The following is a 26,799-nucleotide window of genomic DNA, read 5'->3' as shown; positions in this document are numbered from 1 at the left end:
GCGAATGAGTTCTCCGGCTCTAACCTTCCATTTTGTGCTATTTGATTACAATGTAGCTATTATTCTCCCTGGAGTCTGGGCTTATGAACTTGCAGGACCTCGCCTGCAGTTTTCGGTTTATTTAATATGGACTTCATCTCTTTGAAGCTAATGAATCGTTTATTTTCCTCATCCCAAAGACGGAAATTAAGGGCCTTCAGGCTGGTACCAATCGTAATTGTTGTTGCTTTTTGTAGCGGTGGCGTCGCGTTATGCGCTTTTTCCAAATTATAGTTTGGCACCTTTGGACTTAAATGATGCACATGGTGGAAGCCGATGTTGCCCGTAATCCATTGCAGCACCTTCGGCAGCTTATAATATGAGCTACCTTCAACCGCGGCCATCACATAACTCCATTCAGATTCATTCTCGAAATAAGAGTCTTCAAACTGATGTTGGACGTAGAACAACCATATGCCGAGAAACCCTGATACAAATGCTACAGGCAGCTGCACCATAAGAAATGCCTGCCAGCCAATCGCCCATATCAGTAAGGCATAAAGCGCTGCGATTGAAATATTCGTCAAATAGGTATTCATCCGCTCTTTGCGTCTAGCACCTTTAACATTGAAACGATACTGAATCATAAATACAGCAATCGGTCCAAGACCAAACATCACGATGGGATTGCGGTAAATCCGGTAATATAGACGTTTCCAGAAGGAAGCCGCTGCGTATTCCTCGACCGTCATAATCCAAATATCGCCGATCCCTCTTTTATCGAGATTACTGGAGCTGGCGTGGTGAATGGAATGACTATGTTTCCACTGCCGATAAGGAACCAGTGTCAGTACACCTGTGATCGTTCCGATAATATCATTCGCTTTACGATTCTTAAAAAACGATCCATGTGTGCAATCATGAAAAATAATAAAAGTTCGAATTACAAATCCTGCTGCAGGAATAGCTAACAGAAGGGTGAGCCAATAGGAAACGGATAAAGAGAAATAAGCTCCGCCCCATAACAGCACAAGTGGTCCTAAAGTATTGATGAGCTGTCTTATACTTGCGTTGCGGTCATTTTTCTCGTAAGGGGCTACACTCTTTTTAAGGCTGGAGAGCTGTGATGTCTGTTTTGTAGTCATCTATATCGTTTCCTCCTTGATGTGTCCGGCTAAGGATCTTTTCATCTACTCTAAGTATAGGTGATGAAGTGTCATCCTATAAGTCATAAACATCAAGTAGAGAGTATGACAAATGTCATACTCTCCTTCTCATTTAAATTACGTTAGCATTGCAGCCAACATCCATCTTCCTTCACTTCGTATTGACCTTTGATCTCACCAATTCCATTAAGGATTAACGAATCTTTATTAAAAGTTGGAGGTTCATCTAGTACGAGGTGCAGTTTATTAATATTTCGAAGGTCAGCTGTATAGTAGCTAATCACTGGCTTTTCCAGAAAATACTCCGCATCATTGATTTGGATTCGTAAATTATTCTTATGAATGCATTTCTCATCTCCACCAATAATACCCATAGGATTAAAACCCGTAGATTTTATATCTCCTTCAATATACAGGTGGTACCCATCAAGGCTGATAAAATCAATGAATTCCTTCTCCCTGATTGTTTTGACCGATTGCATAATATCTTCCGTTTCTTTGCTGATGGATATCTCCTCGAAGGGAATGATGACTTGATCCACAAATTGCTTAAAAAACGCATATAAACTTAACTCCGACTTCATAAACTCTTCTTTCCAATCGGAGCGAAGCTCATCCAGCAGCAAACATATAAACAGACCAGAACCGTAGCAGCTTCTTCTGATATTAGCCGAAGATTCAAGTTCATCTATTAAATACGAACTGAATTTGTGCAATACTCCCTCATTAGGTAGGGTGGATTTTTCGGCATAGGCATTTAATTCAACATACCAAGCGGGTCCTTCCAGCGTTTCGATAAGATATTCATTTAGCACGTACTCCCCAAGCAGTTGTTCTCTTTGTTGACGGATGGCAATAAATCTGTACATTGCGTGATTACGCTCTTCAATAGTAGCTGCCATTACACTAAGATATAAATGATGTCTTTCTTGAATCCGCAATTCCATATTTTCGAGGGATAAAGGGTAGGTAATCATCAATAATTCATCTGCATAACGTTCATCTCCCATCAGGAATTGATAACCGTGAAATAATTCGTGTACACAAATGGCGTACAAGTCTTCGAATTCTTCATGTAATTCCAGATTAACGATGGCTGTAGGGTGATCCTCATATAAGATGATGGTATCTCCTGAGAATTCATTACTCCAAGGAAGCAAATGTGGATGATATCCTACCGTTTTGAATTTGGGATGATTGTACAGATACACGTTATCCTTATTATAAAATGCGAATGAAACAGCCTCGAACCCTTTCCAATATTTCTGCAGCTTGTGGTTCGTTAAACACTTAACAATCATCTCCAAATGAAATTCCATCCCTTACCTCCTCGTTAATGGCTCTGCTTAGTATGCTCTTCTCGGTATTCTGTTGGTGTTTGACCACTAGCCTTTTTAAAAACCTGTGTAAAATAACGCGGGTCCTGATAACCGACAAGAGGAGCTATCTGATACACTTTTACGTTGCTGCTCTGCAAAATATACTTTGCCCTCTCCATCCGGCAGTGTGTAACATACTCCAAAAAGGTATATCCCGTTATTTGCTTATATAAAGTGCAGAAATGACTGATGCTGAGATCAGCCAGCTCCGCTACTTCCTCAATACTTAAATCTTTATGGTAATTACTCTCAATATAACGTTTCGCTTTCTCGATGGCGCTACGCGTATCCTCGCGGTTCACAGGCTTGTTCCCTTGCTCCAATCGCACACCAAACTCTTCTTTCAGAGCAGAGATCACTTCATTTAAAGTGCCGAGATTGTGCATCTTGCTAAGTAATCCATGCAAGGACCAATCTGAATTTATATTCAAATACTCATAATTTCTATACAAAACAACAATCAGTTCAACAAGAAGACGTTCAGCCATATCCTTAGGAACAGCTTGTGACTCAATAAATAAAGCAAGCTTATCAAATAAAGACCACATCCGGTCTCTATTTAAGGTACGTATACTTTCTATCAGCGCGGTTTCCAGCTCTTTTGGGTATTTCACCTCTTTACTGCTTGGGAACGATATCTCTTCATCAATAAAGACCCCGGCAAGACCCGAATAGAAGCGTTGATATAAGGCCTTCGCGGCCAGAGGGTAAACCGTACTTAATTGATCAATGCCTTGTGTGGTGCGGCTGATGCCTACGGAACAAGACTGCTTGGAGTATCTCTTGATTCCCGCTATCAAATGTTCACCAAGTTCTCTCCTGCTGGCGCTTAAAGATCCAGGGAACAGTAGTATCCACTCTCCATTATGAAACGGGAAAACCGTCAGCACGCCATGCTCCAGTGACCATTCTTCCACAATATTGCGGATTGCAAACAGCCATAGCCGTTTTTCTTCTACACTCCATTGACTGCTCAGTGTGGTGTAGTCATCTAACTGGACAACAGCCATGAAATATCCGCTCTCCAGTTCACTGTTCTCCAGCCATTTCAGATGCTCAAGCGGCCTTGCATTTCCCAAAGTGATTTCTGCAAACAGACGTTCACGTGCAAGCAGTGACAGCATCTGGACAGAATGAATCAGCTGATCATTTTGCTTCTGTTCATCCAGCTTAGTTCTGGCGCGGTTTAGCATTTCAACCAGTTCATCATGATCGATCGGCTTCAATAAATAATCAAAAGCACCTTGACGTAATGCTTCTCTTGCATATTCGAACTCTCCGTACCCGCTTATAAAAATAAACACCAGCTTCGGGTTTTTAGACAATACTTCCTTCATCAACGTAATCCCGTCAATTACGGGCATGCGAATATCACTAATCACGATATGTGGTGAAGTGTCTTCTATCAAGCGGAGAGCTAATTCTCCATTTCGGGCCTCTCCCACAATCTCCATCTGAAGATCATTCCATGGAATGGCTGCTTTTAAGCTACGAAGAATAATCGGCTCATCATCCACGATTATTACTTTATATTTCTCTTGTAACTCATCCATTCCCTGCACCTCCAGGATCATTGTACACTTGAGCTTTGGATCAAATTCCAATATTGAATGGAGGATGCCTGCACTTGCTTTAACGCTTGCTCAGCAGACATTTCTCCGTTAATCATCTGTTCTATAACACTCAGGAACGTTTTTTTCACTTCTGGTGACAATACATTATCATAAGGGACAAAGCTCTTGCGGTTAACTTCCATCATATTCATAACTTGCGCGAATACGGGTCCTGTCTTCTCAGGATCAAAGGCGATGCGCATGGACGGAATTCTCAACCCTTCATATACAATCCGAGTCTGAACCTCCTGGGTGTAAAAAGCTTTCATGAGATCGAGTGCAGCCTCCCGCTTCGCTCCGCTTAGTTCGGAGGAAAGACCGATGCCAAATGTATAACCGCCGGCAATCGAAGGTTGTTCCCCCTTCTTCAATGTGGGAAACGGAATAACACCTACCTCATTTTGAAAATCCGTAGGAGCTGCTGTTCCGGCAAATAAATTGATATCCCAGTTTCCGTTCAGATACATCGCAGCCTTGCCGCTCGTAAATAGTCCCACCGCATTTTCTGTGGATAACGCATTCGATTTCGTACTGAAGGCACCTTCTTTGATCCATTGCTCCAAGTGCTGAAAAGCCTTTAAATACGCCTCATTCTGAAAGCTGTCTTGATCTTCACCAGTGATCAGCTTCTCGATCAAGTCGGCGCCGGCATAACGATCCATTAAATAATGTGCAAAAATTCCTGCGGGCCAACGATCCTCGTTGCCAAGTGCAAATGGAATATATCCTGCCGACTTCAGCTTTAGTATGGCAGCATCAAGCTCTTGCAGCGTTTCTGGCGGCTTCAAACCGAGCTTTTCGAATATGGTTTTATTAAAATATAAAGGTTCAGCATTCCCTTCAATGGGCAAGCCATAAATATGGTTGTCAAAGGTCCAGAGATCCAGATCCTTGAATTGATTGGTTAGCGCATTCTCCCGGACGAAATCCGTCAGATCAATCAGACGCTTAGAGCGCACATAGGGCTCAATTTCCGCTCCACCGAACAAAACAAACATATCTGGCGGGGTGCCAGTAACCATCTCGTTCTTCAGCTTTTGATCACGGTGCAACGTCTGATCCACACCTTCAAAGTTAACTTTCACATTTGGATGCTCTAACTGGTATTTGTCCACGATATCTTCATAAATAGTCAACAGTGGCCGATCATGCTCTTTAATCCAGAAATGACGGAAAGTTAATGTGATTTTCTCTGGTGAATCATCTTCAATGGGTTCTTGCTTTCCTAAAGTTATAAATAAAACCGCACCCGAAATCAGCACTAGATATAACCACATCCAGCCCCATTTCAATAACCATTTTTTGATAACATTCTCCCCCTTTCTTTTCGTATGGTCGATTACGGCAGTATTTTTGGTATTCGGATTCGGATGGTTGAACCAAAGCCGGGGGATGAACACACTAGTATGCCGTATGGACTGCCGAATCGAATATTCAAGCGTTCATGCACATTTTTAAGCCCCACGCCGCTATCACTGTATTTCTTCTGAGCAATTCCCTCGTTATCCCAAAGACTCATCATCTTGGCAAGGTCAAAGCCGGGTCCGTTATCTTTTACGATAATGATCATATCCATGCCCATTTCATAGGCCGTAATCTCAATGATCCCTGGGTCCTCCATCTGCTCAATCGCATGATACAGCGCATTCTCAACAATCGGCTGAACGATCAGCTTTTGTGTCATGAACGTCCTAAGACCATCCGAAAGATCTATAACATAAGAGAATTTATCTTCAAAACGAAACTTCTGGATATCCAAATAATGACGGACATGCTCGAACTCCATATGCAGCGGAATCAGCTCCTGATTCTGACTGATGCTGATTCGCAGCAGCTTGCCGAGTGAGATGACCATTTTGCTAATATCTTTATTGCCTTGCAGCACTGCCATCGAATTAATCGATTCGAGTGAATTATAAATAAAATGAGGGTTAATCTGCGCCATTAGCGCTTGCATTTCTGCTTCCTTCTTACGTCCCTGCTCAGTCTCCACCTGCACAAGCAGCTCATTGATCTGCGTGCTCATCCGATTAAAGCCATCAATCAGCAAATCACTTTCATCATCAGCACGATAGGGTGTAGTGATCGGCGTAAATATCCCCTGCTTCACCCGCTTCATCCCGTTAACCGCACTATTAATACTATGAACGAGCCTCCGTACGAAATAGCGGTCGAACAAAATGGCGGATAACAGCGAAACTGTACTTAAAATAATCGCAATATTCCGGATGGATACAGATTCTGACGAGATGAGATTCATAGGTGTAATGGCTACTAAATACCAGGCTGCATTATGAGAAGGTAGGAAGGTTATGAGTGATTTTTCCCCCTGATAGTTGTCGATGTAATAGTCATGTTCCTTAGCATAATCATTTTGTAAAAAGGGGAAATCTGTGCGTTGTCCAATATGTTCACCGGATTTATTAAAAACGATATTTCCTAGCTTGTTGACCAGCAAAATATCCCCCTTCTTGAGGGTTGCTGCTTCCCAGAAAATCTGATCCAATAAATCAGGTTTTACATTAACAACCAGATATCCGATATCTTCGAGAGAATATGAATCTTTGATTACTCTTGCTTGTACAAGTACCGGATTGCCGGAGATCTCCGAGCCATTTTCTCCCGGTCCTGACCACACAGGCCGCCCTTCGGCGCCTTCCATCGCGTCAAACCAGCTTTGTCTCTTCAAGTCCTCAAAAGACATCGATGCATTGTATTGATAAATTAAACGATCTTTACTAAAAAAACTAAATGAAGTAATCATTGGATGATCAATGAGATAACTGCTAAGCTCCTGCTTTCGATCATAAGTGATTACAAAGTTCTTCTGCTTCAGTGATTGCTGAACAACCGGCTGCGTAATTTTTGAATTCGTGATCGAGGTGATTTCACTAAGCGCGAATTTAAGCTTTCGATCCGTTTCAAGCAGTGAAATCCAGTAGAAGTTGCTTGATTTTTTCTCCATTGCATTAGAAAAATTAACGTAAGTGACGATCCCCATCAGAATAACCGGAATAAAGACGAGAAGAATAATAGCGAACAAGATTTTACGGCGGAGTTTCATGATATTCCCCTTCCCCCTGCTGTCTCTGTCCTCTAGTATTCTTCACAAAACCGCCTATTCCCTGTAAAGATCAAAAAGTAAGATCAGCTCTTAATAGCTCCTGAAGTAAGTCCAGCAATCACCCAGCGGCTAAATAACAGGAATACAATCAGCAGTGGCAAGGTTGCCGTAAATGTTGCTGACATGATCATTCCGTAGTCTAGACCATCGCGATTGGAGAACAGCTGCTGGAGCGCAATTTGAATTGTGAAATGCTCTTGATTCTTCAGTACCACTAAAGGCCAGAAGAAGTCATTCCAAACGGTCATAAAATTCAGTATACCTAGTGTAGCCATAGCTGGAGTAATGACCGGAATAGCGATGTTCCAGAAGATCCGGAAATGTCCGCCGCCATCGATCCGACCTGCTTCAATCAATTCCGTATGTACAGCTGTAGTGATATACTGCCGCATCCAGAAGATCCCGAAGGCATTAACCATCGCCGGAACAATAAGTGCCTTGAAAGAGTCTATCCAGTGGAGCTTGGCCATAATTACGTAAGTAGGTAATACACCAAGCTGCTGTGGCACAAATAATGTAGCAATTACAAAGTAGAACAGAAAATTTTTAAACGGAAATTCATATTTGGCAAAGGCATAACCTGCCAGTGTACAGAAAAACACGACTGATATTGTAACCATAGATGAGACAAATAAAGAGTTGCCCAAGGCTTGAAAGAAGTCTGTTTTGTCCAGTACCCGCTGGAAATTCTCAAAAAACTGGTCTCCAACCGTAAGCAAAGGTGGCACATGGAATACTGCGCCTCTGTCATTAGTGCCAACTACAAACATCCAATAAAAAGGAAAGATGGACACGAGCGCACCAACAATCAGCAGCAGATAAAATCCTAACTTGCCGATGATCCCTAGATCATCCGGATCTTTTTTAAATACACGCAGCGTACTCACGCTTTACCCCCTCCCGTATCTCCACCCATGCGATTTGAGACCAGCATATTGAGGACAGAGAAAATAATCGTGACCAGGAACAGCAAGACTGCCGTAGCTGCTGCCGTACCAAAAAATCCGTTGCGGAATGCTTCGCTATACAAATAAGTAACCATAGTGATTCCTTCCTGACGTGTAGATCCAGTTCCCGCTTGGCCCAAAAATACATAAGGCTCAGTGAACAGCTGCAAGGCACCTATAGTTGAAAGCAAGGTAACAAATACAATGAATGGCTTCAATAGCGGTAACGTTATAAAGGTTAGCTGTTGTCTTCTGTTCGCACCGTCAATACGTGCCGCTTCATATAGATCCGTAGGGATACTTTGCAAGCCTGATAGAAAAATAATGGCATTATATCCCGTCCAGCGCCACATTACCATCGTAGAAATGGCGATTTTAACGCCCCACCAGCCAGAGTTGAAGGCCATACTATCCAGTCCCAGGCCGTTTAGTATCCAGTTGATCATTCCGTTGTTGCCAAACAGTGTACTGAACACGAGCGTAACCGCAACGATAGACGTAATATTAGGCATAAAAAATAAAACCCGGAACGTCTTCTTAAAGCGAGTCATCGCCGAATTCAACAAAACAGCAATCAATAGAGCTAGTAATATCTGTGGAACAGTACCCATAAGCCCCATAATTAACGTGTTGCTAAAAGAAATCCAAAAGGTCGGATCACTTGTGACCAGATCATAGTTTTTCCACCCTACAAATTTCATAGGATTCAGGGCATCCCATTTAAAGAACGAGAGATAGATCGTGAAAAAGATCGGATATAGTCCAAATATCGAGAACAGAATAAAAAAGGGCGAAATAAACGTGTAAGCAGTGATGCGGCTCCTTCTTTGTTCAGTTAAAAAGCGGCGCTTGCTCTCGGCATGCGGACTTGAAATAACAGGTTGTGCCATGTCACACCTCCAGGTAATCTAACGTGTAAATCCGAATTCACAGAGAATGTTTCACTCTATGAATCCGGACCTTCTAGAAATTGAATTTCATAAGCTTGAAATCTTAGCTGCGTTCAGCCAATGTTTTCGCTTGTTTTACTGCTTCGTTCCATTCTTTGGTCGGATCTGCTTTTTTCTCCAACACATTTTTCAAGGCGTTTTTGAAGAAAGTATCGGTTTGGTCATGAAGCGGACCGTAGTATACAGGTTTTACCCGGTTTGCTGCTTTACCGAATTCTACAGCGGTTTGTTGTCCACCGAAGAAATCATCTTTGAAATCTACGAATGCAGGATCTTCATACAGGGCAGGAATGGAAGGCATAAGGCCTTTGGTTTTGAAAGATTCCAGTTGGTTTTCCTTGTTATCCATCCATGCGATAAAGTCATAAGCTTCTTTCGAGTGTTTGCCTTCTTTTGGCAGCGTCAGGAACGAGCCACCCCAGTTACCAGCACCTTCAGGGAGCTGAGCAATTTTCCATTTGCCAGAGGAGTCTGGAGCATTACTCTTAACATTTCCCGCCATCCAAGCTGGTCCCATAACTACTGCAAATGAACCGTCGTTCATGCCTTGACCCCATTCAGGAGACCAGAGCATAACATTGCTGATCCAGCCTTCTTGAATACCTTTAACCGTGAAATCATAAGCTTTTTTGACTTGCGGATTGGTATCTCCGATAAAGCTGCCATCAGCTTTGCTGAAATAGATTTCATCAGCAGATTGGTCACGCAAAGCATTAAAGGTAAGATCCGTAAGGTCTACAAATGGTTTGCCTGTTTTATCTTTAAAAGCTTTGGCAACAGCTGCGAACTTATCCCAAGTATCAATAGCAGCGCCGAATCCTTCTGAATCACTTGGCAGCCCAGCTTCTTCAGCCAAATCTGTGCGGTAATATACAACCGTTGGACCGATATCTGTTGGAAGACCTAGCTGGAAGCTGCCATCTACGGAAGAAGCTTGTTTCCATTTCCAATCCAGATAGTTGGCTTGAATATCTTTGGCACCCAGATCATTCAGGTTATAGAACTTGTCCTGAGCGTTGATGAAACGTTCCATGAAACCGATTTCAAGTTGGAAAATATCAGGCGCACCCGATCCAGCCGACAAAGCAGTGGTCAAATTATTATGGTGAGCGGTTTGGTCACCGGTATTTTGCACTTTGATCGTAATGTTTGGATGTTCCTTAGTGTACTCCTTCGCTAAATCCTCGTAGTTCACGTTGCCCAGTGTCCAGAAAGAAAGTTCGATTTTCTCAGCCGGTTCTGTTCCCTCATCCTTAGTAGGTTCACTTGTGCTTGCTGCGTTGTTACCTGCATTTTTGTTTGATGTGTTGTTGTTCTCGGCGTTGTTGCCTCCGCATGCTGCCAGTGAACCTACGAGCATGATAGCGACTAACGATAGCGCCAAGTGTTTTACTTTATTCATTCCCCTGTACCCCTTTCAAAGGTTTCTCTTACAAGAATTAGTGTACAGGGTTTAAATTCTTTTTTTGAGGAGGTAAACTTCCGATTTATGGTGGAAATAATTACGAAACCATTCATATCTATGTTATGTCTAAGGAGGGAGTATAAAATTTCGTCCAAATATGTTCCTCACAGAATACGTGTACTTCATCTTAAATTGGATTTCTTGTGCTTCCGCAGGTATACTATTTTTATTTCTTACTTCATTACATGATCAAAGGAGTTATTTCCCATGCCCATTAACCGCCCGCTGCTAAGCGACAGCGATTTCCAAGAAGCCGTTGACCGCAAATTACCTGTTCGTGTATTTCAGGACGATCATTTAGTAAATTCAGGAGCAACCGTTGTCCGCTTCACTGATTTCGATGTTGTTATTCAATCTAGAGTTAGTGATCTGACTTACTACTCACGCAAGAGCTGCGAATTTTTTGAGGTTAGACCCTAAAGAAAGCCGGAATGCAATGATCTCTAGGATCATCGCGTTCCGGCTTTCTTTAACAGACATAGGGTATAGCTTTCATCTTTAATTTTTGTTGTAGGTGCTGTACGCTTTCATTTTCTCATTCAGAACTTCCTGGAAACTCATTCTCTTCTTGTCTGCTTTTCCTTGCTTGGGATTGACCACGGGCTGAGGTCTAAAAAACTGATGATTGTAAGCCATAAGATTATGTACGATCACATTCATTGGATTTCAACCTCCTTCCGTGATGTTACTGAAATTTGCATTTCTGCTTGGTTACTTACGGCTTATTTACCCAGCTTCGCCAAAGTTTAAACAGTTTTATCAGATTCATATTAAAAAATGAAAAAGTGCACCCTTTACAATATGCTAAATACATCTTTGTAAATCACGTATGTCTTTCCACGAAATAAGTTTAATCTCCTCATTAATAATCAATTCCTTAATTTCAATATCATTTAAAAGACGATATTCCAATTCTCTTTCTGTATAACATTTCGTTATTGCTATTAATTGATCTGTTATTTTAGATGGATGTATAGTTAACTGTGTTATTCCAGGTTTTAAATTCTTTAACAATTCAGTTAATCTCATTTTCATTTTGCTATATTCCGCAGCAGGGTAAAAACAGTAAGGAAGAGAAATTATATCATCGATTAATAAAATCCCCCTTTCTTTTGCTGAAGAAATTCTTTTTTGAAACAATTTCAACTGATCATTATTAAAAAAGGGTTGTTCTAATATCCTAATAGGTAAATTAAAGGGCAGACGGTACTTTTCACACAAATCAAATATTATTTCTATAAAATCTCGCCCAGTGTATAACCCCATGATACTCCCCCCATGACTATCCAGATGAGTTGGATCAATGTCTTGTACGATTGCACTTTGGATTTGCGATTCTAACTCTAATCTAATCTCGTCATCAGCAGCGTTTCTTTCCAGAAGAGTGGCATCTTGATGAAAATACCCTTCCCCCGTAATTAAGCTACTCAAGATTTTTTCTTTGAATACTGGTTGATACGGATATTTCTCGCCACTCGTTAGCGTTAGATGAATTCCAATATTCTTTATTCCTTTCCAATTAATTATCTTTATAGCGTCATTTGAGTCTGGGCAAGGCATCATAATAGATGTGGATGTTATAGCTTTTCCTTCAAATAAGTTAACAATAGCTTCATTAGTTCCTTTAGTTATTCCGAAATCGTCAGCATTAATTATTAACAGACGGTCGTCAGCCGCAAAGCCTAATTTTCGAATCATAAGCCTTCCCCCTATTACTAAATGATTTTACAAAAAGAAAAAAAATAAGAACGTAGACACCGTGAAGTGTTTGCGTCCTTATTTTGAATAGCGTGCTAAACCAAAACCAATTATTCGCACCTTAGAGCAGTGGAAACCTTGAATCTAGCGCTGAGACGGGAACCTTGCTTTCCCCTTCTCATCATTATTATGATCCACTCGCCCTCTCATCAGTTCAAGCAGATATTCGGGTTCTGAGTTCATATGCAGCATTTGAAGTGCAGTTTTTGGTGCAAAACCTTCAGCCACACTATGGGAGATCAGGGCTTGCAGTGGATTAAAATAACCTCGAACATTCAGCAGCCCTATAGGCTTCTGATGAATACCAATCTGCATCCAGCACAGAATTTCAAATAGCTCATCGAAGGTTCCAAGACCTCCCGGCAAAGCAATAAAAGCATCCGCCATACCGCTCATTACCGCCTTACGTTCATGCATACTAGAGACCTCAATCAGATTCGTCAATCCGGAGTGTCTGATTTCATCTTGAAAAAGATCCACTGGCATAATTCCTACAGCTTCGCCACCATTAGCGAGTACCCCGTCCGCAACCTGTCCCATAAGGCCATTCCGCGAACCTCCATAGACCAACCTACAGCCTTGTGCCGCTATATGATAACCTAATTCCCTAGCCATTTCCGTATATTCAGAGTTAAGACCTGGATTCGATCCGGCAAACACACATATTGTAAAAGCCATTCCTATCACTCCAGACTGGTTATTATGGTGAAATTGAGATTAATTCACTTATTGTACCTCAGAATATTAATATATGTGTTAAATGTAAGTCATCTTTTTGTTTGTAATGTTAATTGGTACAGCGTACTATTCCACTCCGCAAATAGACCTGTAGCTTTGGCCAAAGCCGCTGCTGGCACTAGAGAAGTGTAGCTTACTTTAATGGATTCTGCTGACGGTAATGAAATTTTCTTCCCAGCTTTCGTCAACGTCAGTTCCCCCTCCAAAGACAGGGTATATCCCAGACTTTCTGCTACATCCCTAATCGGTACTTTTACACTTCCATCCATAAAAATAGCAGACTGTGCGGAATCCATTTTTTGACCATCTACAATTACAGTAACAGGCTTTAAAATAGGAGATATAGTAAAAGGACGTGAATCAACCGCGCTAATTCCGAGTTGACCAAACCTATTTGTTCCCCAAGCCACAGCTGTTCCATCCTTCAGGACTGCATACTTACTATTCTCACCCATGGCAAAAGAAACAGGATCACTCAATCCTTTTATTAACTTAGGCTGCGTAAAAACTAAACGGTTGTCGGTTGATGGTTGGGTACTCCAAGTCCACACGGTGCCATCTTTTTTAACAGCTGCAAAGTTGTCTAAATCCAGCGTAAGTTTTGAGATCGTTTTTACGGTTGTAATCTTTTGCAGACCTTGTAGTGAGGTACCAGCTTTCCATACCCAGTATTCTCCTTTTTTATTGCCAACAAGATTGAACCCGTTTTTCGTCTGGACAGATACAATATCCGTAAGACCTGGCATCTTGCTCATCGTGACTTCGTTATAATTATTGCTGTCAATTGTTCCCCAGACGCTCCCGCTCTCGGTTAAAGCCAGTATACTGCGATCGCTCATAGAGACGGACTTTACATGGTATAAATCCTTAACTGGGGTCGGTTTCTTCATCACATTCGTGTTCTCTGTTTGCGGGATAGCACTCCAAATCCACAGCGTACCGTTAGTTCGAATGGCGGCATGATAAATACTGCTTCCGATCCACTTCACTTCGCTCAAACCCTGTACCTTAGTGGCAGCAGGCAGCTCTGTATAGCCCACATCTGAAGCTTCTGGAGGATTCCACTGGAGTAGACTTCCATCGTTTCTCAAAGCTAATGCACTATGCAATCCTGACGATATACTAACCACATCACTCATTCCTGAGATCCCTTGAGGAAGCAGAACCTTGTGTTGTTTAGCACTTGCCCCATTGCCAGCTTCTGCTACACTCTTATCCCGATAATCTCCCCAAGCCTTAACCGTACCGTCTTCGTTCAGCGCTACATAGTACGCTTCGCCGATCGCCAGCTGTTTCGTATGTTCAAGCCCAGCTATTCTATGGGGAGTAATCGTCCAACCCTCAGGCCCGGCAGTTCCATTAGCAAATTGACCAAAAACATTACTCCCCCAGGACCAAACATCTCCGTCAGTTCCCACCGCAAAAGAGCTTCCACCCCAAAAACCAGGCGAAGCAACAATCTCCTTAATCCCACCCAACTTCCCAGGTGATGGAGCTGCACTTATAACTTGAGGGACAGACAATGCAGTCACCAGACTTGAACAAACCAACAAACTAAACAGCCTTAGCTTCCTTGAAAATAAGTGCATCTTGATTTTCCCTTCTTATGATATTATTGTAATTATTATTTCTATTACACTAAGACGCTATAAAGCTGACAAAAGTTGTAGTTTATCTTAAATCCCGGGATTCAGATTGGTTTGAATTATGATATAATTACGCTGCCTTAGATCTACTCTTATTCAACCGCAATACCGGAACCAAATGATCATGGAGGGAAATCATGCTTAAATTTATAGGTATTATGATGCTTTTCAGATTAGTGGGCAACCCTTTTCTGGCTTTATTCATCCTGCTTGTTATCTTATATTTCTTAGATCGGCGATACGTGGGAATTTTCCCTAGTATTACAAAGCCCTTCAAACGAGTGCGGCAAATCTCCAAGCTGCGCACAACAGTATCTTTGAATCCAAATGATGTTTCTGCTAAATTTGATTTAGCCCGGAATCTGTCAGAACGTAAAAAATACAAGGAAGCCAAGGATATCCTGCTACAGATCGAAGACCGTTACGAACAATCTGCCGAATATTGGGTGGAGCTGGGTCATGTGAATCTTAAGCTGGGCGCTTTGGAAGAAGGCGAAGATCAGATGCTTCGAGGTCTAGAAATCAACCGAAAAGCCCAATATGGTCAGCCATATCTTCGGTTAGCGGAAACCTTTCGCCATACAAATCACGATAAAGCGTTGCATTACGTTACTCAATTTCAAGAGATTCAATCTTCCTCTAGTGAAGCCTATTATTTAGCCGGCTCCATGTACAAAGCACTGGGCAGAACTGAGGATGCTAAACGTGCTTTCGACGAATCCACCGCCATCTACCGTTCGCTACCCAAATATAAAAAACGGCAAGAACGCGGCTGGGCGTTACGTAGCTTTTTTGCCAAAATGAAATAAACTTTGTACTTATATTTTCACAAAAAAACCTCTAGCCGCCTATTTAGGCAAACACTAGAGGTTTTTTGCTGTGTAGAGTGATTACATGTTTACATCTTGTTTAGTGGGTTCTCCACTTTGTTTGACCGCAAATGGCCACCAGTTCCCACGGCCGAAGATCCGCACCATAACAGGAACAAAAAACGGCAAGAAGATTAGTGCATACAAGGCCAACCCTACAAGCACCACTGTTGCAATCTGCATCATCGACAATACGCCTGAAGGGTACATCGAAGCGAAGGTACCGCCCAAAATAACTACCGCCGAAAGAATGACTGTTCCCATATTTCGCATAGCATGCAGGATCGCTTCCCGCACATCCCAAGTTTTATATTCGTTAAAGCGGGCCATTAAGAAAATACTATAATCTACTCCAAGTGCAATCAGCATAACAAAGCTGAAGAATGGCGTTGTCCAGGTAATCCCTTCAAAGTGCAGAAGGTGAACGAATATAGCCTCTGTAACACCCAATGCCGAAAAATAAGTAATCAAAAGAGAAATAATAAGGTAAATCGGCATTACGATTGAACGAAGCAGCAACACTAAGATAATGAAGATCCCACCCAGCATCAAGATTACTGTACGTGTGTAGTCTTCGTTGGAAATATTACGCAAATCGTTCTGGCTGCTTGTAACCCCGCTGATTGCAGACTCTGCATTTTCCAGCTTCGTTCCTTTCACTGCACGATCTACTGCTGCTTGAATATCATCAACACTGTCAATAGCTTCTGAACTATATGGATTCTCAGTGAATACTACATCCAGCGTCATTACCTTACGGTCGTCAGACAAGTAGGTATTAAATACCTGCTCTATACCTTCAGCTTCAAGAGCCTCAGCCGGTACAAAGAATCCACTCAGCTCATCATCCTTAGCCGCTTGAATCTGATTCAAATAATCTTGTGCAGAGCCCAGCCCACTGGTAATTTGTTTCAAGCCGTTTGCACTGTCGCTTAAACCAGTAGTTAAGGCTCCTATCTGCCCAGTTAATTGACCAAAACCATCCGCAAGCTGCTGCTGTCCGCCTTGCAATTGATCTAGGCCACTAGTAATGGATGGAATTTTATCTACGATCTGTCCTTGGCCTGCTGCGGCCTGCTCCAGCCCAGATTGCAGCTGACCGATGCCCGCAACAAGCTTAGCTAAACCTTGTGCGAGTGCGGTTTGCCCTGCCGAAGCTTTGGCATAGCCAGCATTCGCCTCATTTAAGCCAGCTGCTGCTCCTTTAAGCTGCTCTGAGATCTGCCCGAGACCCGCTGCCAGCTGTGCTGCCCCAGCACCACTCTGCGTTACGGTGCCTTTAATGGTCAGGTAATTAACATCCTGCAGAATTTCCGGATAACTGCTCTCAAGACCATTAAAAGAACCATCCAGTCCCTTCAACGCTTCTGCCACACCTTGCAGCTGCTGCGGAAGCTGCCCAAGCCCTTGATTCAGCGCAGTTAAACCGCTGCCGATTTTTTTATATCCCTCCAACAGCTTCGTATTGGCATCCGCAAGCTGCTTGGCACTAGCAGCTGCCTGTTGAAGTCCTGCTTTGATTTCTCCTGCACCAGCTGAGCCGCTTTTTATTCCGCTCTCAATACGTGCCAGCCCATCGCCTAACGCGACGATCCCATCTTTCAGTTCTGCTGTGCCTTCCGTCAGCTTAGCGCTGCCTTGAGCAGCCTCTGTAAGCTTAGGTGCATTTTCACTCAGCTGTTTACTAGCTTCAGACAATCCCGTTTGAATCTTGGTCAGTCCCTCACTGGTCTGATCCAGACCGTCAGATAAAGTCCCCACCTGATTCGGGATTAAGAAATCACTGATTAGCTCTCCGGTTGGACGAGACATGCTGCGCACCGATTTTACGCTGTCCACTTTTTCCAGCTCGCGGCTGATTTTTTCTGCAAGTCCAAGATATTCTGAAGTATCCATCCGATCATCATTTTTGATTACGATCTTGCCAGGCATGGATTCACCCGGCCCGAAGCTATCCGAAATGATGTTAAATCCTTTTACCGAGGCATATTCTGAGCCAATTTCCTCCAAGCTGTTGAAGGACAGCTTTCCGCTATAGGTAACAAGGAACGGAGCTACGATTACTGCAACAATTAGCAGCGCGGCCCATGGTCTTTTTAAGGAAAAAGAACCTGCTGCTCCCCAAATACGGCTCTCACTGTGCTCCAGCTTGCCGCGTGAAGGCCAGAAGAGCTTTTTGCCAAGTACCGCCATGAAGAATGGAACAATGGTTACAAGCGCCAGCAGCATAACCGCAATCCCCACGGCAACGGCTACCGCCGAGCGATACAGAATGAATTTGGATAATCCAATCGCTACAAAACCTACGAATACCGCAAGTCCGGAATAGAACACCGTTCCCCCAGCCTTACGGTAGGTTGCAATAATAGCACTTTTGGTATCTTCTGCTGTCATCATTTCTTCTTTAAAACGACTGATTAACAGGATACAATAATCCGTACCAATCCCGAACATGACCGCAACCATAAAGATTTGAGTAAATGTAGATAATGGAAAATCATAACGGTCCACTAAAAAAGCCACAACGGACTGAGAAACAATATAGCTGAGTCCTACCGTCAGTAGCGGAACAAACGGTGCCACGAACGAACGGAATACCACGAACAGGATAAGTAAAATAAAGACTACCGTAATATATTCCGATTTCTTAAGCCCGGCTTCCGAGCTAGCAATCATATCCTCAGTAATCAAACCCTCACTGGTTAAATAATGATCCGCCTTAACATCTGTGAGTAATTCATCCACTTTATCAGGAAGTGCGGTGACAGACTCTCCTCCGCCTTTGATAGACAACGCCACCATTATCGTCTTGCCATCCTTGGCAATCAACGTATCCTTAAGCTCACTTTGTGAAAAAGGATCGGTGATGGAATCGATCTGCAGCATCTCCTTATTCGCAGCCAACTTCTCAACACCCTGCTGTATACTAGCTGTATCATCGGCTCCGATTCCCTCTGGATTATTGAATACAAGAGCTACCTGATGAAGTGTCTCTCCGCCCTTGTCATTCGCCGCTTCCTTTAAGATCTCTGCTGCTCTAGATGAGGAATAGCCATCAGGTACAGTAACCTGCCCCTTCTCACGTACAAGATCAGAGAACGATGGGGCCGTCATGACCAAAACTACGGCCACAGCGAGCCAGATTGCGATAACCGCCCATCTTGCTTTTAGAATCGTCTTCATGGATTCTTCCCTCCATCATCATTCTGAATTAAATTCGCCAGCTTCTCGAACATCATGACGAACATTTCAATATCCTTCTCTTCAAAATGAAACAAATACGGGGAAATCACTTCATGTACCTGCGTCTCCGCTGCTTCAAAAACTTTTTTTCCGTGCTCAGACATCGACAAATACACCTGGCGGCGATCATTCTCGTCACGAGTTCGCTCGATTATACCCGCTTGCACCAATCTGTTAATGATTGCAGTAATGGAGCTTTTACCCACGCAAAAAGATTCAGCAAGATATGTAGACGTACATTGTTCCTGAGCATTAATCAACCGAAGAATTTGATACTGATCATTCGTTGTCTCCGCAGCAATACTATCTTTAATTCTTGCTGCTACTTGTCTTGTCACAATCAAATAAGCATCCATGTAGCGATTGATCCAATGTTGCACTTCGTTATCCAAAGCTTCCTACCTCCAAAATATAGTTCAACTATCGAACAGTTTCATTGTCAAACTATAATACCTGCTTTTATAAAAGTCAATTGGCTTTTTTTCGGGCATTTAAAGGCAAAACGCAAAAAAAACAGGCCGAGATTCCTCTCGACCTGCCATTTTATGACCTTCAAAGACTTTTTAGTCCTCATCCTCGGTCTCTTCAACTTCGTATACACATCTTAACATTTCAATTCCGGCTTCATTCTCTCCTAAGCTGTACACCATGAACCCTAGACTACGATAAAAATCTGCGGCGATTTCATCCTCAGTCTCAGCTACCAGATAACGCGGCTGACGAGTAGCGAGCAGCTCCAGAATCATCCCCCGTGCATAACCTTTCCCTCTATTCTCTGGCAAGACGGCAATATGCCGAATGTCCAAAGAACCGTCTTCGGTTTCTTCGAAGCCTACAAGACCAAGCAGGAGTTCTTCTTCTTCCCAGCCATATAACTGCAGCCCGGCTTGTTCGCTGTACTCAGACGATGTCTGCTCCAACGCGTTGGGGTCATCAATGACCGCATACGTCAACAGCTCGTTCACCTCAGGCGAACCAATAAGGGATTTAAGATCTACCAACATTGTTCACATTCCTCCTTCTCTGTTGCTTCTGTACCCGATTCGAAACATACAGTAACCTGTCCATATCCCTAACATGTTTAACAATAGATCATCAATATCAAAGCTTCCGACATGCAGCAGCATTTGCAGAGACTCCAAAAGCAGGATGCAAGGAACAGCATATAAAGAGATTCTTTTCCAAGAAATTGGCCGTGTCTTTGCAAGTGGAATTAGTATACCAATTGGAATAAACACAACAACATTTCCAAGCAGATTCACAAACCGGCTGATCAGCGATACCCCGTTATTCATGTCGAAATAAAGTGACACCGTACGTAATGGAATCAAATTGTACTGAAGCGGGCCACCTGTATGGATCTCACGCCCAAAACCGATGAACATCCAATAGATAACAGTAGCACTATACAGAGTCAGCCCTATCCGTGTCAATGCTCTCAGCTTTCGTAAACTGCTAGATTCTCCAGATCTACGAATGATCAATTGCCCGGTTTAACTTCTATAATTTCAATGCTTCCATCTTTTTTACCCACAATAGCCATTGCTGCAATTCCAACAAATAAGCCGTGTTCCACAACTCCTGGAATACTTTGGATGGTCAGTGCCAGCTTCGGTGCGGACTCAATGACTTCGAACCGGCAGTCTGCGATGTAATTGCCGTTATCTGTCTTGTACAGCTCTTCTCCGCTACGACGCAATTCAGGATTGCAACCCAGCTTGGCAAGTTCAGCCACAGTCCATTCCCATGCAAAAGGAACAATTTCCACAGGCAGCGGGAATTTGCCAAGTATGTTTACCACTTTACTCTCATCAGCAATAACGATCATACGAGTACTGTTACTCGCAACAATCTTCTCCCGAAGCAGCGCGCCACCGCCACCTTTAATAAGCTGTAGACTACTATCCAGCTCGTCCGCTCCGTCAATGGTCAGGTCCAGACTATCAATATCTCCAAAAGCTACGATTGGAATCCCAAGTTCACGCGCCTGTTCTTCGGAAGCACGGGAGGTTGCTACAGCGGTAATTTTTAGACCTTCACTGACGCGCTCACCAAGCTTGTTGATCGCCCAATAGGCTGTAGATCCAGTGCCAAGGCCGATCTTCATGCCATCTTTTACAAATTCCACTGCTTTTTCCGCGGCTAATTGTTTAACATTGATACTCATTTTATTACCCCCATGTTATCCGTTATAATGATCTATGATGATGTTGAAATCACCTATTGTTCAGGAGGATTCCGGATGAGAACCGAAAACCAAATTCAATCTAAAATCAACGAATTGACACTGCAGCGCAGATCTCTGGAATCAAGATTAGCTTCATTAACAGAGAACAGCCCACAGCAAGATAACCTACAAGCTCAGCTCACTAGAGTTGAAGATATGGTCATGATGCTGGAATGGGTGCTTAATGCACCCGTAGGGAGATATCATGCCTAAGGCTGACTGCCATCCATTATTTTACCAAACAATTCCGGTAGCTGTGTTTACATAAAACGCGATTGCTTCCGGCTGTTTGATTCTTTTTTTATATCCAAATTTGTATTATGCTTTGCGCAGAGCAAAAAATCAATATCTTTCACCCTACTCTATGTATATTGTAAATTCACTGCATCCTCTAGATTGAGAATCATCTCTTTTTCTGTGTGATTAGCCGTCCTGTGTAAGTAGGCTTTATGCTCAGAATACGCATCCAAAGGCATTGGCCTACTAATCTTGTCAAGCATATTACGCTCGACATCAGCCAATAAGTAATCCCCTTTTCCCGCTGCAACTCTGCACAAAATAATCATAGCTACAGGCTTGTTCACTACAACCGCTCCATTCGACCGCGCAAATACAGTGTATTGAAATAACGGAATGGCCTCAGGTTCTTCAACACCAGCTGCACAAGATTGGTCAAAGATAGAATACATAAGGGAAGGATCACTTGATGAAGTACCGAGTTTCTTCTGATTAGACACCAACTTGCTGTTTTGGTAGGCAAGGAATCCCGCTGCTGCCAGCACAAGCACAAGTAAAATCACCAATATCGCATACATCATCCCATCCCCACCTCCCACTCCAAAATAACAATTCCGGTTATATATTATCATGGAGGGAGGCCTAAGCCAATCTTATATTATCTGAAATTCAGCGCATACAGGTAATACTGATTCTATAAAGTTATTTTGAAATATTCAAAATAACAGTTGAAACTTTGATTTGCATGTCTCATAATGTAAATATGAATGTTGCTTGTCAATCCATATGGAAATCAAGGGAGGAAATTTTAAAATGAAGTTTTTCTTGGATACCGGAAACATTGAAGAAATCAAACGTATTACTCGCCTAGGACTAGTGGATGGCGTAACGACTAACCCTTCGCTGATCGCTAAAGAAGGAAGATTGTTCAAGGATGTTATCAAAGAAATCGTTGCAATCGTTCCAGGACCTGTAAGCGCAGAAGTAATCGGACTTACAGCAGAAGAAATGCTTAAAGAAGCATACGAAATTGCTGAATGGGCTCCAAACGTTGTAATTAAACTCCCTATGACTGAAGATGGCTTGGAAGCTTGTTATGAGCTTACTAAAAAAGGCATCAAAACTAACGTTACACTAGTATTTTCCGCGGCTCAAGGTTTGATGGCTGCTAAAGCAGGCGCAACTTATATCTCTCCTTTCGTAGGTCGTCTGGATGATATCGGTGTTGACGGAATGAAGCTGATCAAGGATCTGAAAACTATCCTGACTAACTACAACTTGAAATCCGAGATCATTGCAGCAAGTATCCGCAACATTGCTCATGTTGAGCAAGCAGCTATTGCTGGTGCACACATCGCTACAATCCCAGGTTCACTTCTGCCAACCCTCTGGAAGCACCCGCTGACAGATAACGGTATTGAACGTTTCTTGAAGGATTGGGAATCCGTTCCACAAGCCTAAGAATATCTTTTATTCTTTTATCAAGAGGGCTATCCCACAAGCTGCGGCTACGCAGCTTAGGGATAGCCCTTTTTTCCATCCAGAGACATTGAGGAGGTTTGGCGAACACGTTTCGGCCAGATCGGAGGAATTATCTTCTCTTTGTCTTTAACGCCTGGCTCCCCCTTTTCCCCCTTACTCGGAGTTACTGCAAACAAGGTCAGCAATCCACCAATTGCCCCTACTGTAGCCATCAACGCAAACAAGACCCAATGCCCACTGCTTAGCAGCAACGATACCACCGGTGGCCCCAACGCTACCCCTATAAACCTCATACTACTATAAAGAGCGGTGATTGTGCCGCTGTTCTCCTTCTCAATCCCCTCCGTGATTAAAGCATCCATACAGGGAAGTACAATTCCGATTCCAACACAGCCTAAACCCATAAACCCTACTAAAAAATAAATGCCTTTGTTGAATCCCGCACAAATCATCGCCGCAGTCAGTAACACCATGCCCCCAAAGCCCAGCCATTTCATTAGCGTTTTATTCTGACCAATGATCTTTCCTGTTCCATAGGAGGACAGACATAAGAGGGCAAGCGGTATCGCCAGCACAAACCCCTTCGTCGCTCCGTGCATTTTATATTTAGTTTCCAGCATTTCTGATAAATAGAATTGGACACCAAAGGTCACAAACATACAGATGCCGCCTATGGCAAAAATAGCGTACAACCAACGTCCCTTTTTACGTAAAACGCTCACAATTCCAGATAAAAACGCCTGAAGTTCCTGTTTCTCAGGTTCATCCTTTGCTTCGGGTTTTCGGACCAGAAATAAGACTAACAAAAATGAAATTAGACATAGAATGGGAATTGCAATAAAAGGAGCAAACCAGAGCCATATCCCAAGATAGGCACCAAGAATTGGACTGAGTACTTTACCGAACGTATTGGAGGTCTCAATGATTCCCAGACTTTTGCTCACATCTTCTTCTTCCTTGAACAAATCGCCTACAAAGGGGATTACAATTGGAAAAGCACCCGCTGCACCAATTCCTTGCAACAGACGCCCCGCTAAGATCACCCAATAAGCGCTAACCCCCTTCATAAACCAAGCAGCCACCACGCAGACAGCACCGCCAATTGCGGCAATGATTAAACTCGGAAGAATAACCTTCTTTCGCCCAAAACGGTCTGACAGATAACCTGCAATAGGGATCATTACAATTGCCATCAATCCATACACGGTAATCAGCATACTGACTTGAAAAGCGCTAATGCCGAGTTCTTTGGAGATCTGCGGCAGAATAGGCAGCAGCATGGAGTTACCGAGGGTCATTATTAGTGGGATTGATGCTAAGGCAAGCAGATCCCATTTTCTTTCCTTCATGAACTGACCACCTTTGTCATTGTGTACAACATTCTTTATTGTGGTTTGTTCGCCCTTCTTTATTCATGAAAACAAAAAGACCGTCCCTCCGCTGCTGCGGAAAGGACGATCTTAAAATGAAGAAATCTATGCTTACAGCGACCCGGCGCTTAAAGATGCCACATTAGCGGACGGTATAAAATGGCTAGGTTCACCCAGACTAAAAATGTGCAGCAAGTGCATAGCCCGAGTGCACGCCGTATAAAACAATTTGCGTTCACTTTCTCTGCCATATTGTTCAGCCGAGCCATCATAGATGACGACCGCATCAAACTCCACGCCTTTGGCTAAATAAGCAGGCAGAACCAGTGTCCCCTTCTGAAAATTCGGTGTTTCCTTTGTAACAAGTCTCACCGGCAGGCTACGATTCAGTTCAGCATGAACCCTTGCGCTTTCCTCCGCTGTTTTGCAGATGACCGCCACATAATGATATCCCTCAGAATGCAGCTTGCGGATATCCTGTTCCACAGCATTCAGAAGCTCCTTCTCGCTGGATACCACACTTATCTGGGGTTCTTCTCCCCGCCGATTAAAAGGTACGATTCGTTCTCCTCCAGGGATCATTGACCGCGTAAACTCCACGATCTCATAAGTTGAACGGTAGCTTTGGGTTAACGAGATCACTTCTGTGTTCTCTTCACCATATATACTTACGAGACTAGACAAATCCCCCAGTACCTCACCTTGCGCATAAATGGCCTGGTTCAGGTCGCCTAACACGGTCATTTTTGCTCTTGGAAATAAACGCCGCATGAACTCTAATTGGAATGGAGAATAGTCTTGTACCTCATCTACAATCACATGACGGATCAGTGTGTTGGTCCGGAAGCCTTGGCTTAACTCCTTCAGATAAAGGAATGGCGTAGCATCCTCATAAGCAAGCTCGTTCACTCCAATGGATTCCAATGTCTGCTCACAGATATCATCCCACACCTCTGGTAAAGGATAATCTCCATTGAGGCGCACCATAAGCTCGCGATCTGTAAATAACGTGCTGTACAAGCCCTTAACGTCCACAAAACGCCCCCGTTTAGTCCAACCCCGCAGGGGTTTGAGCCGCTGGCTGACTACATAACGAGATAACACTTCTTTTTCCGTATCAAAATCGTCAAAGCTATCCTGCGAAGCTTTCTTCTTCCGACGCAACATCTGATATGCACGGTGATAATCGCTGGAATCCAGCAGCTCGATCTGATCTTCGACCCACTTCGCATTTCTTTCCTCATGAGTAAAATCTGCAATTTTCTTTAGCAGCCAGCGGATCATCAAATCCACACGATTTGCAAGCTTTATGGCAGGATCGTACGCGTAGAACTGGCGTTCCATTTCTTCTTTACTGACCACTGCTTTCCCTTGAAACATTAAAGGCTTAAAAAGCATGCCCTCCTGCTCCAACAACGTAGCATACCGCCGAATCACATCAAGGAAAGGGACAGACGATTTATAGGCAATGCCTTCTCTGCGTATAGCAACCTCAGGACCCTCAGGAGCATTAAGTAAACTTTCGGTCTGACTAAAGACATCTTCCAGCAGGAATTCATGTCCAAGACGATGTTCTAAATACATTTGAAACGTTGTTTGCTGCATATTTTCTTCGCCTAGCTCCGGGAGCACTGTAGATACATAGCTGTTAAACAGCGGATTCGGTGAGAACAGCAGCATTTGATCTGCTGATAATACTTCACGGTATTTATATAGAAGATAAGCTACCCGCTGCAATGCAGCAGAGGTTTTTCCGCTTCCCGCTGCTCCTTGCACAACTAGCATCCGGCTTTTGTCGTTGCGGATTATCGCATTTTGCTCTTTTTGAATTGTAGCAACAATACTTTTCATTCGATCGTCAGCGCTATGACTTAGCACCTGCTGCAGCAGCTCATCCCCGATCGTAACCCCAGTGTCAAACATAACTTCAATTACACCGTCAGCAATAACAAACTGGCGTTTAAGATTCATTGTTCCGGAGACTAATCCTCCAGGTGTTTCATAAGCTGCAGGACCTGGGGCTCCGTCATAATACAGACTGGAGATAGGCGCACGCCAGTCATAGATCAAAAAGGTGCCATCATCCTCCATCAAGGATCCAATCCCTAGATAAATCTTTTCCAGCCCGCCCTTTGGTTCCTCTGTGAAATCAATTCGGCCAAAGTAAGGAGAGACAACCAGCTTTTTATATTTTTTCAGCGCCTTGCTTGATTGCAAATGATGACGTTCCCGTTCATTTAGGATTTGGGACTGTTGGCGAAGACTTGTTGAGGTTTCTCCCAAATCATCCGGGCTACTGAAGTTTACGGTTACCTCTTCCCAGAAGTCTTTCCGCATATCCACTACATCACTGCGATGAAGTCCAAGCTCCTCTGATAAATTGCGAATATGGGCGGACAAAAGCTTGGTTACTCCGTCAACCCGTTCCTGTTCCTCTTTCCACTGACTTTCATTGTTATCCACTACATTTCATCCCCTTTTGGAAGGTTGACATTCCATTTGCATCATGATATGATAAATTTGCATATTTATGTTTTTAAATGCATACTTATTCGATATCTTATCATTTTAGCAATTTCAGTTTGAGATTTCAAGTATTCTCTTAA

At 43.2% G+C, this 26,799-nt stretch carries 24 protein-coding genes; 4 read left to right on the top strand and 20 right to left on the bottom strand.

All coding sequences use genetic code 11. The features are described 5' to 3' along the window. Positions 1–59: 59 nt before the first annotated feature. The 8 genes from NYE58_RS15350 to NYE58_RS15315 form a co-directional block, all read right to left on the bottom strand. Positions 60–1,124, bottom strand: coding sequence for a fatty acid desaturase (locus NYE58_RS15350; RefSeq protein WP_076189903.1), 1,065 nt, complete (start codon positions 1,122–1,124; stop codon positions 60–62). 143 nt (positions 1,125–1,267) lie between these two features. Beyond that, positions 1,268–2,464, bottom strand: coding sequence for a hypothetical protein (locus NYE58_RS15345; RefSeq protein ID WP_341002240.1), 1,197 nt, complete (start codon positions 2,462–2,464; stop codon positions 1,268–1,270). A gap of 14 nt (positions 2,465–2,478) precedes the next feature. Continuing rightward, entirely contained in the window at positions 2,479–4,077 is a 1,599-nt protein-coding gene (locus NYE58_RS15340) for a response regulator (RefSeq protein ID WP_076306336.1), read from the bottom strand. 17 nt (positions 4,078–4,094) lie between these two features. Then, positions 4,095–5,414, bottom strand: a complete 1,320-nt coding sequence (locus NYE58_RS15335) for an ABC transporter substrate-binding protein (protein WP_076218212.1) — start codon at positions 5,412–5,414, stop codon at positions 4,095–4,097. 62 nt (positions 5,415–5,476) lie between these two features. Next, positions 5,477–7,201, bottom strand: coding sequence for a cache domain-containing sensor histidine kinase (locus tag NYE58_RS15330; protein WP_341002239.1), 1,725 nt, complete (start codon positions 7,199–7,201; stop codon positions 5,477–5,479). 83 nt (positions 7,202–7,284) lie between these two features. Then, positions 7,285–8,148 (bottom strand): carbohydrate ABC transporter permease, encoded by an 864-nt coding sequence (locus NYE58_RS15325; protein ID WP_038570403.1) that lies wholly within the window; start codon positions 8,146–8,148, stop codon positions 7,285–7,287. Then, a complete protein-coding gene (locus NYE58_RS15320; protein WP_036686279.1) occupies positions 8,145–9,098 on the bottom strand; it encodes a carbohydrate ABC transporter permease in 954 nt (317 codons plus the stop codon). Before NYE58_RS15320 ends, NYE58_RS15325 begins: the two co-directional genes overlap by 4 nt. A gap of 103 nt (positions 9,099–9,201) precedes the next feature. Beyond that, positions 9,202–10,560, bottom strand: coding sequence for an ABC transporter substrate-binding protein (locus NYE58_RS15315; RefSeq protein ID WP_076125933.1), 1,359 nt, complete (start codon positions 10,558–10,560; stop codon positions 9,202–9,204). Between the two features lie 270 nt (positions 10,561–10,830). Here NYE58_RS15315 and NYE58_RS15310 point away from each other — a divergent pair, with 270 nt between their 5' ends. Next, positions 10,831–11,043, top strand: coding sequence for a hypothetical protein (locus NYE58_RS15310; protein ID WP_076125931.1), 213 nt, complete (start codon positions 10,831–10,833; stop codon positions 11,041–11,043). A 78-nt stretch (positions 11,044–11,121) separates the two neighbouring features. Here the strand turns inward: NYE58_RS15310 and NYE58_RS15305 are convergent, their stop codons facing one another. From NYE58_RS15305 to NYE58_RS15290, 4 genes are all read right to left on the bottom strand, one after another. Next, complete coding sequence (locus NYE58_RS15305) at positions 11,122–11,283, bottom strand: hypothetical protein (RefSeq protein ID WP_172628809.1); 162 nt, start codon at positions 11,281–11,283, stop codon at positions 11,122–11,124. Positions 11,284–11,427: 144 nt separating this feature from the next. Next, positions 11,428–12,321, bottom strand: coding sequence for a polysaccharide deacetylase family protein (locus NYE58_RS15300; protein WP_341002238.1), 894 nt, complete (start codon positions 12,319–12,321; stop codon positions 11,428–11,430). 144 nt (positions 12,322–12,465) lie between these two features. Further along, positions 12,466–13,059: an LOG family protein gene (locus NYE58_RS15295; protein WP_076125930.1), complete on the bottom strand. Its 594-nt coding sequence runs from the start codon at positions 13,057–13,059 to the stop codon at positions 12,466–12,468. 89 nt (positions 13,060–13,148) lie between these two features. Beyond that, positions 13,149–14,708: a hypothetical protein gene (locus NYE58_RS15290; RefSeq protein ID WP_341002237.1), complete on the bottom strand. Its 1,560-nt coding sequence runs from the start codon at positions 14,706–14,708 to the stop codon at positions 13,149–13,151. 194 nt (positions 14,709–14,902) lie between these two features. Here NYE58_RS15290 and NYE58_RS15285 point away from each other — a divergent pair, with 194 nt between their 5' ends. Beyond that, on the top strand, positions 14,903–15,574 hold the full coding sequence (locus NYE58_RS15285) for a tetratricopeptide repeat protein (protein WP_076218208.1): 672 nt from the start codon (positions 14,903–14,905) through the stop codon (positions 15,572–15,574). A gap of 81 nt (positions 15,575–15,655) precedes the next feature. Here NYE58_RS15285 and NYE58_RS15280 read toward each other — a convergent pair whose 3' ends face one another. The 5 genes from NYE58_RS15280 to rpiA all read right to left on the bottom strand — a co-directional run bounded on the left by NYE58_RS15280 (position 15,656) and on the right by rpiA (position 21,038). Continuing rightward, positions 15,656–18,817: an MMPL family transporter gene (locus tag NYE58_RS15280; RefSeq protein ID WP_341002236.1), complete on the bottom strand. Its 3,162-nt coding sequence runs from the start codon at positions 18,815–18,817 to the stop codon at positions 15,656–15,658. Continuing rightward, positions 18,814–19,269 (bottom strand): MarR family winged helix-turn-helix transcriptional regulator, encoded by a 456-nt coding sequence (locus NYE58_RS15275; protein WP_038570382.1) that lies wholly within the window; start codon positions 19,267–19,269, stop codon positions 18,814–18,816. Before NYE58_RS15275 ends, NYE58_RS15280 begins: the two co-directional genes overlap by 4 nt. A 171-nt stretch (positions 19,270–19,440) precedes the next feature. Further along, a complete protein-coding gene (locus NYE58_RS15270) occupies positions 19,441–19,881 on the bottom strand; it encodes a GNAT family N-acetyltransferase (protein ID WP_076125920.1) in 441 nt (146 codons plus the stop codon). Between the two features lie 3 nt (positions 19,882–19,884). Then, positions 19,885–20,310, bottom strand: coding sequence for a VanZ family protein (locus NYE58_RS15265; protein WP_341002235.1), 426 nt, complete (start codon positions 20,308–20,310; stop codon positions 19,885–19,887). A 47-nt stretch (positions 20,311–20,357) separates the two neighbouring features. Beyond that, on the bottom strand, positions 20,358–21,038 hold the full coding sequence (gene rpiA / locus NYE58_RS15260) for a ribose-5-phosphate isomerase RpiA (protein ID WP_341004270.1): 681 nt from the start codon (positions 21,036–21,038) through the stop codon (positions 20,358–20,360). Between the two features lie 81 nt (positions 21,039–21,119). Between rpiA and NYE58_RS15255 the strand changes: the two genes are divergently transcribed. Further along, positions 21,120–21,317 carry a hypothetical protein gene (locus NYE58_RS15255; RefSeq protein WP_076183447.1) on the top strand — a complete coding sequence of 66 codons (198 nt, stop codon included), beginning with the start codon at positions 21,120–21,122 and terminating at the stop codon, positions 21,315–21,317. 149 nt (positions 21,318–21,466) lie between these two features. Here NYE58_RS15255 and NYE58_RS15250 read toward each other — a convergent pair whose 3' ends face one another. Next, entirely contained in the window at positions 21,467–21,922 is a 456-nt protein-coding gene (locus NYE58_RS15250; protein ID WP_076217724.1) for a hypothetical protein, read from the bottom strand. 232 nt (positions 21,923–22,154) lie between these two features. Between NYE58_RS15250 and fsa the strand changes: the two genes are divergently transcribed. Further along, a complete protein-coding gene (fsa, locus tag NYE58_RS15245) occupies positions 22,155–22,802 on the top strand; it encodes a fructose-6-phosphate aldolase (protein WP_036686257.1) in 648 nt (215 codons plus the stop codon). A 56-nt stretch (positions 22,803–22,858) separates the two neighbouring features. Here fsa and NYE58_RS15240 read toward each other — a convergent pair whose 3' ends face one another. Both NYE58_RS15240 and helD read right to left on the bottom strand, forming a co-directional pair. Then, the gene (locus NYE58_RS15240; protein WP_341002233.1) at positions 22,859–24,172 is read right to left on the bottom strand and encodes an MFS transporter; all 1,314 of its coding nucleotides are present in this window, start codon (positions 24,170–24,172) and stop codon (positions 22,859–22,861) included. Between the two features lie 132 nt (positions 24,173–24,304). Continuing rightward, on the bottom strand, positions 24,305–26,656 hold the full coding sequence (gene helD / locus NYE58_RS15235; RefSeq protein ID WP_341002232.1) for an RNA polymerase recycling motor HelD: 2,352 nt from the start codon (positions 26,654–26,656) through the stop codon (positions 24,305–24,307). Positions 26,657–26,799 lie beyond the last annotated feature (143 nt).

The sequence above is a fragment of the Paenibacillus sp. FSL L8-0708 genome (assembly GCF_038009325.1).
Taxonomy (GTDB): Bacteria; Bacillota; Bacilli; order Paenibacillales; family Paenibacillaceae; genus Paenibacillus_AQ; species Paenibacillus_AQ odorifer.
The sequence above is the reverse complement of the archived record's forward strand: the minus strand, read 5'-3'. Positions and strand labels throughout refer to the sequence as shown.